The sequence below is a fragment of the Bradyrhizobium sp. DOA9 genome (genome assembly GCF_000617845.2).
Taxonomy (GTDB): Bacteria; Pseudomonadota; Alphaproteobacteria; order Rhizobiales; family Xanthobacteraceae; genus Bradyrhizobium.
Genome location: NZ_DF820425.1, coordinates 4,585,405 through 4,599,967 on the forward strand (window position 1 = coordinate 4,585,405; position 14,563 = coordinate 4,599,967).

Here is a 14,563-nt window from a genome sequence, read left to right on the forward strand (position 1 = left end):
GAGCCATCGGTGCAAGGGAGCGTCGCACGGCGGTCACAGTCGGAGAGTTTCGCGTTACCGTCATTAAGGATCGATTAACCCTGTGGTTTTATTGCGTTAAGAGAGCTGCTCGGAGGCACGGAATCGGTGGCGAGCCGCACAAATCGACGGATTCTGCTGGGTGGCGTGTTGCTGTGCGTCGCGGCATTGCCGTGTGCTGATTCCTCGCGCCTGATCGCCGCCGAAAGCCGGCCGCAACCTGCTGCCGTCGCAGAGAATTTTCCGGTCGCCTCGGCCGCACGCCTGGCCGGCGACGGCAAGCAGACCCGCTTCATCCTCGACCTCGACCAGACCGTCACCTTCCGCGCCGTCACGCTGGCCGACCCCTATCGCGCGGTGGTGGACGTGCCGCAGCTGAATTTTCAGCTGCCCGCCGGGACCGGAAGCGGGGGGCGGGGACTGGTCAAGGCCTTCCGCTACGGGCTCGTCATGCCCGGCGGCTCGCGAATCGTGTTCGACCTGACCGGGCCGGCGAAGATCGCCAAGTCCTACGTGCTGGAGGCGGCCAACGGCCAACCGGCCCGGCTCGTGCTCGAGCTGGAGGAGGTCGACCGCGCCGCCTTCGTGGCGTCGCGTGCCCCCGAGAACCGACCCGAGCTGCGTCCTGGAATCGCGGAAGCGCCGCCTGCCACGGCTCCAAGCGCGCCGGCCCCGGAGGCCGCGCAGCAGAAGGGCGATGGTCGGCCGGTGGTGGTGATCGATCCCGGCCATGGCGGCATCGATAACGGGACGCAATCGAGCGGCGAGAGCGAGAAGAACCTGGTGCTGGCTTTCGGCCTGGCGCTCCGCGACAAGCTGGAAAAGGCCGGCAAGTACCGCGTGGTGATGACGCGAGAGGACGACACGTTCATCCCTCTCAATGACCGCACCAAGATCGCCCGCAATCTCAAGGCCGCCTTGTTCGTCTCGATCCATGCCGATGCGCTGCCGCGGGCCGAGGGCGATGCGCAGGGCGCGACCATCTATACGCTCTCCGACAAGGCCTCCGACGCCGAGGCCCAGCGGCTGGCGGATGCGGAGAACCGGGCCGATGCGATCGCCGGCTTCAATCTCGCGGAGGAGCCGACCGACGTCGCCGACATCCTGATCGACCTCACGCAGCGCGAAACCCGCACCTTTTCAAACCGTTTCGCCCGCCATTTGATGAGCGAAATGAAGCAGACCGTGCGGATGCACAAGCATCCCCTGAAGTCCGCCGGCTTCCGGGTCCTGAAGGCGCCCGACGTGCCCTCGGTGCTGGTCGAGATCGGCTACGTCTCCAACAAGGGGGATCTCGAGCACCTCGTCTCCGAGGGCTGGCGGTCCCGCGCCGTGGGCTCGATGGCCCAGGCGATCGACGGATTCCTGACCAAGCGGATGGCCACGGCGGGATCGTCAAATTGACGACCGCCGGATCGTCAAATTGACGACCGCCGGATCGTCAAATTGACGACCGCCGGATCGTCAAATTGACGACCGGGGGGACATCGAACTGAGCCGGTTTGTTCCCGTTGACCGGAAGGCCCTAGTTTGGCCACAGCGGACGCTTTATAGAAACCGGTAGAGGGTTCCGGAATCGGCGAGAATCCTGTTCGGCAAGCGTCTTTAGGTCCGGCCTTGATGTGATTGCGTAAGCCGGTGAATTCGCGACGTGAGGTTGGTGCCAGTTTTGGGGTGCCGCTTTTTGGGTCCACTTGGGGCTGATACTGGGCTGATCCAGGGTTTGAACGGATAAACAGATAATGCGCTTGCTGGTGCGGTTCATGGGCTTCCTGTTCGCCGCGGGAACAGTGGTGTTCCTTGTCGGTGTCGGGGCCGTGGCAGGCCTGATCTGGCATTTCTCCAAGGACTTGCCGGACTACTCTCAGCTTCAGGATTACGAGCCGCCGGTGATGACGCGTGTGCACGCGGTCGACGGTTCGCTGGTCGGCGAATACGCCAAGGAGCGGCGGCTGTATCTGCCGATCCAGGCCGTGCCGAAGCTCGTCATCAACGCCTTCCTCGCGGCCGAGGACAAGAATTTCTACGAGCACGGCGGCATCGACTACACCGGCATGGCGCGCGCGGGCCTGCTCTATCTCCAGAACTACGGCTCCAACCGCCGTCCGCAGGGTGCGTCCACGATCACCCAGCAGGTCGCCAAGAACTTCCTGCTCACCAACGAGGTCTCCTTCGCCCGCAAGATCAAGGAAGCCTTGCTGGCGATGCGCATCGAGAAGACCTATTCGAAGGACAAGATCCTCGAGCTGTACCTCAACGAGATCTATCTCGGTCTCGGCGCCTACGGCATCGCGGCGGCCTCGCTGGTCTATTTCGACAAGTCGGTGAACGAGCTGACGGTGGCGGAAGCGTCGTATCTGGCGGCGCTGCCGAAGATGCCGGCGACGCTGCATCCGGTCCGCAACCGCGACCGCGCCATCGAGCGCCGCAATTACGTGATCGACCGCCTTGTGGAAAACGGCTGGATCAAGCAGGCCGACGCCGACAAGGCGCGCAAGGAGCCGCTCGCCGTCACCAGCCGTTCCAACGGCGCCCACACTTTCGCCGGCGAATATTTCGCCGAGGAAGTGCGCCGCGACATTTTCGAGCGCTACGGCGAGAAGAAGCTGTACGAGGGCGGCCTGTCGGTTCGCACCACGCTCGATCCGAAGATCCAGGTCATGGCGCGCAAGGCCATGGTCACCGGTCTCGTCAATTATGACGAGCAGCAGGGTTATCGCGGCGCCATCAGCAAGCTCGACATTTCGGGCGACTGGGGCGTGAAGCTCGCCGAGATCAAGTCGCTGTCCGACATCTCGCCGTGGCGCATGGCGGTGGTGCTGGAGACCAGCGACCAGTCGGCGCGCATCGGCTTCCAGCCCAGCCGCGAGCTCGGCGGCGCCGTCAGCAAGCAGCGCGAGACCGGCATTGTCACGGTCGACGGCGTGCGCTGGGCGCGGGCCGTGCAGGGCGGCACAAAGGGCAAGACGCCGACGGCGGTGTCGCAGGTGCTCCAGCCCGGCGACGTGATCTATGCCGATCCGCTCTACAAGGACGGCCACCCGGTCGAAGGCCAGTACCGGCTCCGCCAGATCCCGGAGGTCTCCGGCGCCATGGTGGTGATGGATCCCTGGACCGGCCGCGTGCTCGCGATGGTCGGCGGCTTCTCGTTCGACCAGAGCCAGTTCAACCGCGCCACCCAGGCCTATCGGCAGCCCGGTTCGTCGTTCAAGCCGATCGTCTATTCGGCCGCGCTCGACAACGGCTACACGCCCTCGACCGTCGTGCTCGACGCGCCGATCGAGATCGACCAGGGCCAGGGTGCCGGCGTGTGGCGGCCTGAAAACTTCTCCTCCGGCAAATTCCAGGGACCGGTGACGCTGCGCAATGCGCTGCGGCAGTCGCTCAACACGGTGACGGTGCGCCTCGCGCAGGACATCGGCATGCCCTTGATCGGCGAATATGCCCGCCGCTTCGGCGTCTATGACGAGCTGCCGAACTATCTCTCCTACGCGCTCGGCGCCGGCGAGACGACGGCGATGCGCATGGTCACGGCGTATTCGATGCTCGCCAATGGCGGCCGCCGCGTGAAGCCGACGCTGATCGACCGTATCCAGGACCGTTACGGCCGCACCATCTTCAAGCACGACCAGCGCGAATGCCGCGGCTGCGATGCGCCGGGCGGCTGGAAGAACCAGCCCGAGCCGCAGCTGATCGACCGCCGCGAGCAGGTGCTGGATTCCATGACCGCCTATCAGATCACCGAGCTGATGGAAGGCGTGGTCCAGGCCGGCACCGCGACCGTGGTCAAGGAGGTCGGCAAGCCGGTCGCCGGCAAGACCGGCACCACCAACGAGGCCAAGGACGCCTGGTTCGTCGGCTTCTCGCCCGACGTCGCCGTCGCCATCTACATGGGCTACGACAAGCCGCGTCCGCTCGGCAAAGGCAATGCCGCGACCGGTGGCCATCTGGCCGCTCCGATCGCGCGCGATTTCCTCAAGCTCGCGCTCGCCGACAAGCCCGCCGTTCCCTTCAAGGTGCCGGCCGGCATCAAGCTGGTCCGCGTCGTCGCCAAGACCGGCATGCGTGCCGGCCCCGGCGAGACCGGCGGGATCATCCTCGAAGCCTTCAAGCCGGGCACGGCGCCGCCGGATAATTACTCCGTCATCGGCGTTGCCGACGCCGACGGGCGCGGCGGCATGCCGGCTTCGCAACAGCAGCCGGATTCCGGTTTCCTCATGCGGCCGGGCACCGGCGGACTGTGGTAGGCCGCGGATAAGGCCGACGATCTCGGTTCGGACCGGTTGCGCTTTGCGGCCGCCGCCGCTACATCCCCTCTCGAACTGCACGCGGGATTCCGCAAGACAGAGAACAACATGCGCGCCGAAATCGAACGGTTGGTAGAAGAGATCAAGCAGTCAGTCGGGCTGCTGAGGAGGCATCTTTGACGTCGAGAAATCGACGGCGCGCCTCGCTGAGCTGAACAAGCTCGCAGAAGATCCCAACCTCTGGAACGACCCCCAGAAAGCCCAGAAGCTGATGCAGGAGCGAACCTCGCTGGAGGACTCGCTCTCCGGCATCGGCAAGGTCGAGCAGGAGCTCGAAGACGACATCGGCATGATCGAGCTCGGCGAGGCCGAGGGCGATGACGGCGTCGTGGCCGAAGCCGAAGCCGCGCTGAAGAACCTCAAGAAGGAAGTGGCGCGGCGCGAGCTCGAGGCGCTGCTGTCGGGCGAGGCCGACCGCTTCGATTCCTATCTCGAAGTCCACGCCGGCGCCGGCGGCACCGAGAGCCAGGACTGGGCGCAGATGCTGCTGCGCATGTACACGCGCTGGGCCGAAACCCACGGCTTCAAGGTCGAGTACCTCGAAGAATCCGAGGGCGAAGAGGCCGGCATCAAGTCGGCGACGATCCAGGTGTCCGGGCACAACGCCTATGGCTGGCTGAAGACCGAAGCCGGCGTGCATCGCCTCGTGCGCATCTCGCCGTTCGATTCCAATGCGCGGCGGCACACCTCGTTCTCGAGCGTCCAGGTGTTCCCCGTCATCGACGACAGCATCAAGATCGACATCAAGGAATCCGACGTCCGCGTCGACACGATGCGCTCGGGCGGTGCCGGCGGCCAGCACGTCAACAAGACCGAATCCGCGGTGCGCCTGACGCATATCCCGACCGGCGTTGCCGTGGTCTGCCAGGCCGGCCGCTCCCAGCACAAGAACCGGGCGCAGGCCTGGGACATGCTGCGCGCGCGCCTCTACGAGATCGAGCTGAAGAAGCGCGAGGAGAAGGCCGCCGCCGACCAGGCCGCCAAGACCGATATCGGCTGGGGCCACCAGATCCGTTCCTACGTGCTGCAGCCCTATCAGATGGTGAAGGATTTGCGCACGGGCGTGCAGACCTCCGACACTTCTGGTGTGCTCAACGGCGAGCTCGACGAGTTCATGGCCGCGACGCTGGCGCAGCGCGCCTTCGGCACCACCGCCGGCGACGTCGAGGACGTGGACTAGCCATGCCGCGCGTCGCCTTCATCGGGCTTGGGCGGATGGGCCATGGCATGGCCGGCCGCTATCTCGATGCCGGCTTCACGGTGACGGTCTGGAATCGCAGCAAGGCAAAGGCCGCGGACCTGATCGCGCGCGGCGCGATCTGGGCGACCTCGCCGGAGGATGCCGCGATCGATGCCGACGCGGTCGTCACCATGGTCGCCGACGACGAGGCCTCGCGCGCGGTCTGGCTCGGGCCGCAAGGCGCGGCCAAGACGGCGAAATCAGGCACCATCGCGATCGAATGCTCCACCGTCTCCTATGACCATGCGCGCGAGATGGGCCGCGAGCTCAATGCGCGCGGGCTGATCTACATCGACTGCCCCGTGACGGGATTGCCGGACGCGGCAGCGGCCGGCAAGCTGACGCTTCTGGTCGGCGCAGATAGCGCCGATCTCGAACGTGCGCGGCCTTATCTCGAACCGATCGGCTCGACCATCCGCCATTTCGGCGCGGTCGGCTCCGGCACGGTCTACAAGCTCATCAACAATCTCATGGGCGCGATCCAGATCGCCGGCCTCGCCGAGGGCCTTGCGATTGCCGAGCAGGCCGGGCTCGACATGAACCTGGTGCTGGAATCGATTCTGTCAGGCGTCGCCGCAAGCCCGCAGGTTCAGCGTCACTCCAAGCGCATGGTCGCCCGCGATTTCAGCGGCGCGACGTTTACCGCAGCGCTGCGGCACAAGGATGCCGCCTACGCCGTGAAGCTCGCAGAAAGCCTCTTGGCCGCCAAGCCGCTGGTCGCGCGCGCCGCGGTCGAGGCCTACGCGCAGGCGAAAGCGGCGATGCCGGACGAGGATGAAGGGCGGTTGATCGAGCTGGTGTCGCGGCCGACGACGCAAGCGTAGGACGTGTACTCATAAATTCAGCTTGGCGACTTTAAGCGGACGCCCTCAATCGTGAGAGCTGTACGGCTTGTGACCCACAGCGGACGTCACGTCCGCTTTCGCGTCGCCAACAGCTGGCGGATGTGGTTCAGCACGGGTCGATAATCCAGCCTTTTCGCGGCGTGCGGACCTTCCTCGCAAAGGTCCCCCGCGAGAGCGAGAACCTTCCCGATTGTGGCGCCCAGCATCGTCTTCACAGTCGGGTGGTTGCTCCGTATCCACGCAGAAAGCGCAAACCCCGAACCGGTGGGGCCGCCTACGTCAATCAAGGCAACGGCGATATCGTGTTCGCCGCTTTCGAGGCATTCACGCGCCTCGTCGTGCTGAGTTGCTTCCACCACGCGGTAGCCGCACTCGCGAAGGTACTCCGCGAGCGGATGGCGAACGAGAACGTCTTGCTCGATGAGCAATACAGTTGCTGTTTGCATGCTTGCTATAGCGCCGGGCCGAGCATCTCCGCGATCAATGTTGCGATCTGCTTGGGATCATAGGGCTTGCGGATGAACCTACCTACGCGGCTCGCTGCGCTCTCCAATTCAATGCTTCCAGAGGCAACGAGGATAAGCAGCATGGGTTGCATATCGTGTACCCTTTCAGCCAACTCGAGGCCGTCAAGGGTTCCCGGCATCCGGATGTCGGTTATAAGCGCGTCGATCCGCTCGCCAGATGAAATGTACTCCATCGCATCATCTGCGGTGCTCGCCTCAACAACCTCAAAGCCCGCGCCTCGAAGCTGCTCAGCTAGATCAAATCGGATGAACCATTCGTCCTCCACGAGCAAAACCCTCACGCGCTCGCTCTTCAGCTGCTCTTGGGGGACCATTGTTGCTCCTGGAACGCTCATCGGGCCAACCTCTGGAGTTGTGCTACGTTCCAAACCTTTGAGTTGATTGCTAATTATAAGCCGGAAGCATCACCGAAAAATATCCCATGTTAGGCAGCTCGTAGGATGGGTAGACCGCCAACGAAACCCATCACCTCCCTCCATATGCGACGGAGCATGATGGGTTTAGCAAGGGCTCAACCCATCCTACGCGCAGCGGTCGGGAGTAGAGGTGAGTGCGCTAATCTGCTTTTTCAGGCGGGCTGGGAGCTGGCAGCCCATAGTCTTTTGCTCGCTTTGCAGCGAGCTTCCGGTATGCGCTAGCTTGTTGAAGCAGTTGGTCTTTGAAGGCAGAATCCGGCTCGCTCGCTGCCATTTTTTCGAGCTGAACTGCGCGCTCAAGATATTCCGTCAACAGCTTCAAGGTGCAGCCCCACGAACGTTGAATTTTGCGGTACCTGTAATTTAGCACTCCAAGCCGGTTGACTGCCACTGCTTGAGGTAGCAAGGTACTTACATCATCGCCCGGCTCGTGGCTTCTTCGGTGACTGAGAGACCGTTGCGCTCCCGCCTTCTCTGACACCGGGTGCACTTTCATGCCGATCTCGCGATTGATCTCCAATATTGAGCTTACCAGCGAACAGGCGCACGTTCTCGAATTGGCTTATCGCCAAGCTTTGCGCAAACTCCACCTAACCGACCGCGACGATCCCGTCTGTGCTTTGGTCGCTAAAAAGATGATCGACATCCATCAACGGGGCGTGACGAATGCACTTGCGTTGGCGGAGCTAACCATCAAAGAAATCGGCTCACCAGAACAAAGCTCGTAGGATGGGTAGAGCGCCAGCGAACCCATCGCCCTCCCTCCGTATGCGAAGGAGCATGATGGGTTTCGCAAGGGCTCAACCCATCCTACGCGCTAGCTTGAGCATGGACACCTGGTTCAAGGCTGTGACATATTTGTTGCGCAACCTCCGAATGAGGCCGCTCGATGGATCGCTTACCGTACGTTCTCATGGTCGCCACAGGAGCGATGCTTGGCGTTGTTCTGGTCACGTTTTTGATGGGGAGATCAGCTGGCGATATTCTCTATTCGGGAATTTCCACAGCCGCTATCTGGGCAGTTGTTCACGCTGGCTTCTTGCGCTGGAGAGGCCTGCCGCTCGACTTATCCTTGCGCGAGTATAATCGCCACTGCGATCCGGGGACAGGTGACAAACTGCGGGGAATGAAACGCACTCGTGACTATGGGGGGCCGGCTAACAAACAATTGAAATCGGCAGCTTGCCCAATCGACTAAGATGGCACTGCATGACCGAGTCTCGCGAACCGAGAAGCGTGCGTCCTGACCCTCCACCCGAAGGGGTGGCACGATCCGACGTGAGCGGCGCCATCAGTCCGACACATGATCAACCGCTCATCGGATGGCAACCACCTCTAACAACAAAGTGGGAGCGAGCCATACTATGGGCCGCTATAGCTGCTAGCGTGCCCATTGGAGTTTATTTTAAAGGTTCGGCTTATCTCGGCGGGATGCTACTGGACGGTCTTGTGTTGGGGCCGTTCCTTTATCTGTGGTGTCGTTCTTCACGCAAGCAGTAAGCCGCCATCGCCTCTTTACTCCGACTCGCTTGTCGTGCCCTTCTCGGACCTCACGCAACGTCAGCCTCCACGCCGCTCATGGGAGATAAGCGGACGTAGCGGATCTTGTAGGTAGATTCGCTAACCATCGTTTGACTCGTCGGGCAAAACACCGGCAGAATGACATCATCGGGCACTAGGCGATCACGTCTTCCTTTTCAGCCCCTCGCGCCACGATTTTCAATATGTTGTCTCCAAGCGGCCGTTGCAACGCCTTGGCTTCATCCCAAGGCGCTCGCAGCCACACGTCCCATTCTTCCGCGCTCGTCAGGATCACCGGCATGGCCTTGGGATGGATCGGCTCAACGACTGCATTCGGGCTCGTCGTTAGAAATCCATAGACCTGATGTGGTCCCGGAACGGGCTTGGACTTCGTGCCGCGGTCGCCGTTGTAAGTAGTCCAGATGCCGGCGAACGCGTAAAGGGGGCGCGCCTCCGCAAGCGCAAACCAAACAACGTCCTTCTTTTTCGTCTCCGGGTTCGGCTCGGGCGCGTATTCGGCGAAGCTATTGGCGGGCACGAGGCAGCGGTGCTCGGGCTTGAGCCAGGCGCGCCAATGCGGCGACGAGGTATTGCGGATGTTCGTGACGGGCGGCCCGCCCTTGCTGGGCGGCGGCGGCATACCCCAACGCATCATCACCAATTCGCGCTCACCGCCGGCGTCGCGAATGACGGGGGCCGGGTAATCTGGAAACACGCCCGGCATCGGCGGCAAGTTGCCCTCGTAGCGGCGGACGATACGGAACAGGTGGTGATCGAATACAGATTGCACATGAGTGGGATTTTCTCTTATCGCTCGCCCGGCCACCATGTCGAAGCTGGGTCGCTGGCTGAAATCTTTGTCGGTCTTAGCGCTACAAGCTCGCTGCGCTTGTACGGATAGCCGCGCACCTGCGAACAATCCTTGCAGCGCATGTGGCGTTCGAGCTCGTGGATCGGAGTCGTTTTCGGCCGCCGAATGATCTCGAGCGCTATCGTCTGATTTGTATCGCAGCCATGACAGCGAACCTCGAGGTATGGGTACCCTCCATTGATCGCATCGCCGATGGTCGGCGAGGGCTGCGCGGGTCCCTTGTACCGAACATCCGGCTGTTCCACGCCACGCAGGCGAGCTTGTCAGCTTCCTTGCGCGCCTCCCTGGCGCGCTCGGCTGCGATCTTGATCTGAGTGCCGAAGAGATATTGGCGCGACTTCGTGGACATGCGGCCATCAAAGGCATGAGCCGACAGGGTTTGGCAAATTATCGATTCCTGGTAGGCGAGGGAGCCGGCGAGCTACTGCCTCTCGTGGCTGTGGACAACAAGGCTGTCAGATGCTCACCAACTGTCGGCCGGTGCCTTTATGGACATTCGGTTGCCGGCTAGCCTCAGCCCGTCCAATCCCCTCTATGGTAGAAGCAAGCAGTCGCTTGCACGAGCCGATTGGCATTGACCCGTCGGGCAAAACACTGGCAGAATAGCATCATCGAGACGAGTTTGTTTTGCACCCGCGCCGGTTTTTCCGCCGCGGGTTTTTTGCGTCTCGATCCAGGATGATCGGAGTAAATTTCAGACGGATTTTCAAAATGACTGAAGCACCGAAGTACGACCTTCTTTCCCAAAATGCTCTCGCGAGGGCGGCGGCCCGCCGCGCGCTGAAGCACCGCACGCTAACTGAGATCAAATCCTTGGCACGGACGCACACGAATGTCGCCGTCAAGACGCTCGTGCAGATCATGCGCGACAAGGACGCTCCCGCCCATGCCCGTGTGATGGCCGCCAACGCCATTCTCGACCGGGGATGGGGCAAGCCGTTGCAGCCGATTGCGAGCGAAGACGAGAACCCCATAAGGTTCGTACACCGCATCGAACGGGTGATCGTGCATCCCGGCGACGACGTGACGATGGAGGCACATATCGAGGAGAGCGCGGGGCCCGTTAGTGTCCTGGGCAGCCTCGGCGGGGTGCGCGATGAGGATGCCGATTATGAAGAGCTTTGGCTGGAATCGCAGGAGAAGGCATGAGCACTATACTTAAGCAGTTGCTTCAAACGCGGGTTGAGCCAGGGCCGAAACCCGAATGGCCGCGATGGATCGCCGACGCACTTGCTTACAAGCCTGAGAGTCCGGCGCTGGTGGACGGCTCGCCAACCAAGCCGGCCTCACCGGAGGCCGAGGATCAGCGCAATATTCGGGTATTGACCCGCGTATCGAACTCTTGAAGCTCAAGCCCGCGGGATACCGCGGGCTTTCGACAGCCGATGTCGGCCGCTGGGGTTCGAGTGGACATGTTCTCAGGGCCAGAGCATTTCGGCTTCTGACCCGAAACGGGCATCCGGTGAACTGAGCCGTCCCCTAGCTCGGGTTAGGGCTGGGTCTTAATTCGGTGCTCGCCGAGCGTTCCGGTTACCGTTATCGGCTCGGCTGGCCCGAGCCGTCGCCGCGTAAGCCGGACAGCGTCTATGTAGGGATTTGACGCACGATGCCGCTCCAGATCAGAGCAAAGCGCATCCACTGCCGCCCTATCAAAATCGATCTCGGGTGGGTCTAGCTGCAAGTCGGTCTCGACCACCAGAACCGTCTTCGTGCCATTCGCATCAATTAAGTATTCGACATCAACGGACAGCGCGTTTCGGTCAGTTATCATATGAACCTCATGACTAAGGGCAGTCTCCTCATATCAGGACGCACTTGCGATGTCGCCTATTGGGCCCTTAGCCGACCAGTCGGGGGCGACTTGGCCATGTCCGGTATCGGAGACTGAACGGACAAGGGCCGGCCTCGCAGCGCAGGCCTTTTGATCGATGGGCGCGCTTTGCACCTGCTGCGGCGCAAGGCATAGTTTCCGATCCGTCGTTTCATCTTGCGGAAAATCGAGACGCTTGCCACTCCCCGTGCGCCTTGCGACACCTCAAAACAAGACCACAAAACATTAGGGGAGAGAACGATGCCGGGTCGTCGCAAGAATCTCGCTGCCCTCGCCATACTTGTTGCCGGAGCGCTCGCCGCGACGCCGGTTTTGGCGCAGAAGAAATACGACCGCGGCGCCAGCGACACCGAGATCAAGATCGGCAACATCATGCCCTATAGCGGACCGGCGTCGTCCTATGGCGTGATCGGCAAGACCGAGGCCGCCTATTTCAAGATGATCAACGACCAGGGCGGCATCAACGGGCGCAGGATCAACTTCATCAGCTATGACGATGCCTATTCGCCGCCGAAGGCGATCGAGCAGGCGCGTAAGCTGGTCGAGAGCGACGAGGTGCTGCTGATCTTCCAGGCGCTCGGCACGCCCTCGAACTCCGCGATCATGAAGTACATGAACGCCAAGAAGGTGCCGCAGCTCTTCGTCGCCTCTGGCGGCACCAAGTTCGGCGACCCCAAGAATTTCCCGTGGACCATGGGCTTCCAGCCCAACTATCAGAGCGAAGGGCGGATCTACGCCAAATACATCCGCGACAATTTTCCGAACGGCAAGATCGCGGTGTTCTGGCAAAACGACGACGCCGGCAAGGATCAGTTCAAGGGCTTGAAGGACGGGCTCGGCGACAAGGTCGGCATGATCATCGCCGACAAATCCTACGAGGTCAGCGATCCCTCGATCGACTCGCAGATCGTCGCGCTGCACGATTCCGGCGCCGACATCTTCTTCTCATGGGCCGCGCCGAAGGGATCGGCGCAAGCGATCCGGAAAGTCGGCGAGCTCGGCTGGAAGCCGAAATTCTTCCTGGCCAACACCGCGACCTCGGTCGCCTCGGTGCTCAAGCCCGCCGGGCTCGACTATGCCAAGGACATCATCTCGACCATCTATTTGAAAGACCCGACCAATCCGACCTGGGACAAGGATCCGGCCGTGGTGAAATGGCGGGAGTTCATGGACAAATATTACCCCGATGGCGACAAGGCCAATTCCAACAACGTCTATGGCTACGTGCAGGCCGAAGCGATGGCGCAGGTGCTGAAGCAGTGCGGTGATAATCTCACCCGCGAGAACGTCATGAAGCAGGCGGCGAACCTGAAGGACTATCACTCCGACCTGATGCTGCCGGGCATCATGGTCAATACGTCCCCGGACGATTATTTCCCGATCGAGCAGATGCAGCTGATGCGGTTCAACGGGCAGGCCTGGGAGCTGTTCGGCGAGGTCATCACCGGCGAGGTCGGACACGAGCGCAGCCAGTAAATTCTGGCTTGCGAGGACTTTAGGTTACTGTTTGAGCATGATCTTATCGGAAAACCGCTACGCACTTTTCCGGATCATGCTCTAACCCGCGCTGAGCCGCACGCCGGCGCGCAGGAATTTCTGCGGATCCACCGCTTCGCCCTCGATGCGGGTCTCATAGTGCAGGTGCGGACCGGTGGAGCGGCCGGTCGAACCGACGAGGCCGATGACCTGGCCGATCTTCACAACCTCGCCGACCTTGACGTTGATCTCGGAGAGATGGCCGTAGCGGGTCGAAAGCCCGTTGCCGTGATCGACCTCGACCATGCGGCCATAGCCGCCGGACCAGCCGGCGGAAACCACCTTGCCGTAGGCGGTGGCGCGGACGGGGTCACCGCTGGCGGCGCGAAAATCGAGGCCGGTGTGCATCGCGGGCCGGCCCAGGAACGGATCGCTACGCACGCCGAAGCCGGAGGTGAACTCGACCTCGCCGATGACGGGCTTGCGGTAGGGCACCAGCGCCAGCGTGCGGTTGAGACGGTCCATCTCTGCGCGCGTGGTGTGGATGCGATAGAGCTGCTTCTCGAACGGTCCGGCATTGGCCGTCAACTTGACGGGGACGAACGGCCCGCCCATCGCACTGCGCGGCACGGCGGCTTCGAGATGGGAAAGGTTCAGGCCGAGGTCGCTGACCACGCTGCGCATCCGGCGCATGCGCGAATCCATGCCTTCCTCGACGGCGCTGAGCGTCGCCATCTGGCGCCGCTCGACCTGATCAAGCGAGGTCGTGAGCCGGACCAGCACGTTGTCGAAACCCTGGTTCCTGGCGAACTGGCTGGATGGCGCTGCCACGACGCCCGGCGCACGCGATTCGAGGCGCGCTTCGCGATCCGGCGGCGCCACGAAGATGACGGTGTCGCTGATCGGCGACGGTTTTGGCGTGGCCTGGCTTGAATCGCTGCGCTGCGGGGCGGCGCGGGGTATAGAGCCGGTCACGTCGGGCATGGCGCCGAGCGCCGTGGCCCGGGACTCCAGCGCCGTCTGGCGCTTCATGATCTGGTCGAGCTTCTGGTCGAACTGTTCCTGGTCGAGCAACTGGCGGCTGGTGGTGCGGTCGACCTTGGCGCGGAGTTCGGCGATACGGTCCTCATAGGCATATTGCATCTCGGCCTGGCGGGCGATCAGCCGGGTCAGGACGTCGTCGCGGAAGGCGAAATAGGTGGCGGTCGCGGCCGACCAGAGGCCAAGCAGCACGACCGTGCCGACCACGATCCAGAACACCACAGGCCCGAAGCGGACCTGCTTGCCGGCATGAGCGATGGTGTAGGCGTCGTCGGTGGCGGGCAGGGGAATCGCGGTCACTGCCGCCGGGACACCCAGACGGCGCTGGAAGGCCCGTCCGTGGTCGTGAGGATGATGCTGGGGGTACTGCGAGTATTGGGCAGAACTTTTCGACATCGGCACTCCCGCGCCGGTCGGATGGGTTCCTTGCGGCTCAATTGCCGCAGCAATCTGGGCCGGTCATGGTTAAT

The 14,563-nt window shown here is 62.5% G+C and carries 10 protein-coding genes and 3 pseudogenes; 7 read left to right on the plus strand and 6 right to left on the minus strand.

Annotated features, from left to right (window positions below; all coding sequences use genetic code 11):
* Positions 1-126 precede the first annotated feature (126 nt).
* From BDOA9_RS21385 to BDOA9_RS21400, 4 genes and pseudogenes are all read left to right on the plus strand, one after another.
* Positions 127-1,422, plus strand: coding sequence for an N-acetylmuramoyl-L-alanine amidase (locus BDOA9_RS21385; protein ID WP_025036014.1), 1,296 nt, complete (start codon positions 127-129; stop codon positions 1,420-1,422).
* A 338-nt stretch (positions 1,423-1,760) separates the two neighbouring features.
* Complete coding sequence (locus tag BDOA9_RS21390) at positions 1,761-4,265, plus strand: penicillin-binding protein 1A (protein WP_025036015.1); 2,505 nt, start codon at positions 1,761-1,763, stop codon at positions 4,263-4,265.
* A gap of 108 nt (positions 4,266-4,373) precedes the next feature.
* Positions 4,374-5,505 (plus strand): peptide chain release factor 2 gene (gene prfB, locus BDOA9_RS21395; RefSeq protein ID WP_152033387.1). Its coding sequence is split into 2 segments (ribosomal slippage): positions 4,374-4,442 and positions 4,444-5,505, totalling 1,131 coding nucleotides; the frame shifts between segments, so codons are not numbered across the junction.
* Positions 5,490-6,389 (plus strand): annotated as a pseudogene (locus BDOA9_RS21400) (NAD(P)-dependent oxidoreductase); the annotation flags it as partial. The gene prfB and the pseudogene BDOA9_RS21400, both read left to right, overlap by 16 nt.
* A gap of 86 nt (positions 6,390-6,475) precedes the next feature.
* On the opposite strand, the gene BDOA9_RS21405 reads toward BDOA9_RS21400, so the two are convergent.
* The 3 genes from BDOA9_RS21405 to BDOA9_RS36840 all read right to left on the minus strand — a co-directional run bounded on the left by BDOA9_RS21405 (position 6,476) and on the right by BDOA9_RS36840 (position 7,675).
* Positions 6,476-6,856: a response regulator gene (locus BDOA9_RS21405; RefSeq protein ID WP_025036018.1), complete on the minus strand. Its 381-nt coding sequence runs from the start codon at positions 6,854-6,856 to the stop codon at positions 6,476-6,478.
* 5 nt (positions 6,857-6,861) lie between these two features.
* Complete coding sequence (locus BDOA9_RS21410; RefSeq protein WP_052363098.1) at positions 6,862-7,251, minus strand: response regulator; 390 nt, start codon at positions 7,249-7,251, stop codon at positions 6,862-6,864.
* A gap of 241 nt (positions 7,252-7,492) precedes the next feature.
* Positions 7,493-7,675, minus strand: a complete 183-nt coding sequence (locus tag BDOA9_RS36840; protein ID WP_082847858.1) for a hypothetical protein — start codon at positions 7,673-7,675, stop codon at positions 7,493-7,495.
* A 172-nt stretch (positions 7,676-7,847) separates the two neighbouring features.
* Between BDOA9_RS36840 and BDOA9_RS21415 the strand changes: the two genes are divergently transcribed.
* Positions 7,848-8,081, plus strand: coding sequence for a hypothetical protein (locus BDOA9_RS21415; RefSeq protein WP_025036020.1), 234 nt, complete (start codon positions 7,848-7,850; stop codon positions 8,079-8,081).
* A 947-nt stretch (positions 8,082-9,028) separates the two neighbouring features.
* Here the strand turns inward: BDOA9_RS21415 and BDOA9_RS21420 are convergent.
* Positions 9,029-9,666: pseudogene (locus tag BDOA9_RS21420) on the minus strand (SOS response-associated peptidase).
* Positions 9,667-9,681: 15 nt separating this feature from the next.
* Positions 9,682-10,094 (minus strand): annotated as a pseudogene (locus BDOA9_RS39490) (hypothetical protein).
* A gap of 362 nt (positions 10,095-10,456) precedes the next feature.
* On the opposite strand from BDOA9_RS39490, the gene BDOA9_RS38930 reads away from it, so the two are divergent.
* Together BDOA9_RS38930 and BDOA9_RS21440 are read left to right on the plus strand one after the other, a co-directional pair.
* Entirely contained in the window at positions 10,457-10,894 is a 438-nt protein-coding gene (locus BDOA9_RS38930) for a hypothetical protein (RefSeq protein ID WP_025036021.1), read from the plus strand.
* Between the two features lie 922 nt (positions 10,895-11,816).
* Positions 11,817-13,052: an ABC transporter substrate-binding protein gene (locus tag BDOA9_RS21440; RefSeq protein WP_025036023.1), complete on the plus strand. Its 1,236-nt coding sequence runs from the start codon at positions 11,817-11,819 to the stop codon at positions 13,050-13,052.
* 81 nt (positions 13,053-13,133) lie between these two features.
* On the opposite strand, the gene BDOA9_RS21445 is transcribed toward BDOA9_RS21440, so the two are convergent.
* On the minus strand, positions 13,134-14,489 hold the full coding sequence (locus tag BDOA9_RS21445) for a M23 family metallopeptidase (protein ID WP_025036024.1): 1,356 nt from the start codon (positions 14,487-14,489) through the stop codon (positions 13,134-13,136).
* Positions 14,490-14,563: the final 74 nt, after the last annotated feature.

What these genes read in the sequence shown, in the direction of transcription:
- BDOA9_RS21390 (WP_025036015.1), top strand. Translation starts at nt 1,761, where the DNA reads ATGCGCTTGCTGGTGCGGTTCATGGGCTTCCTGTTCGCCGCGGGAACA.
- BDOA9_RS21405 (WP_025036018.1), bottom strand. Translation starts at nt 6,856, where the DNA reads ATGCAAACAGCAACTGTATTGCTCATCGAGCAAGACGTTCTCGTTCGC.
- BDOA9_RS21410 (WP_052363098.1), bottom strand. Translation starts at nt 7,251, where the DNA reads ATGGTCCCCCAAGAGCAGCTGAAGAGCGAGCGCGTGAGGGTTTTGCTC.
- BDOA9_RS21415 (WP_025036020.1), top strand. Translation starts at nt 7,848, where the DNA reads ATGCCGATCTCGCGATTGATCTCCAATATTGAGCTTACCAGCGAACAG.
- BDOA9_RS38930 (WP_025036021.1), top strand. Translation starts at nt 10,457, where the DNA reads ATGACTGAAGCACCGAAGTACGACCTTCTTTCCCAAAATGCTCTCGCG.
- BDOA9_RS21440 (WP_025036023.1), top strand. Translation starts at nt 11,817, where the DNA reads ATGCCGGGTCGTCGCAAGAATCTCGCTGCCCTCGCCATACTTGTTGCC.
- BDOA9_RS21445 (WP_025036024.1), bottom strand. Translation starts at nt 14,489, where the DNA reads ATGTCGAAAAGTTCTGCCCAATACTCGCAGTACCCCCAGCATCATCCT.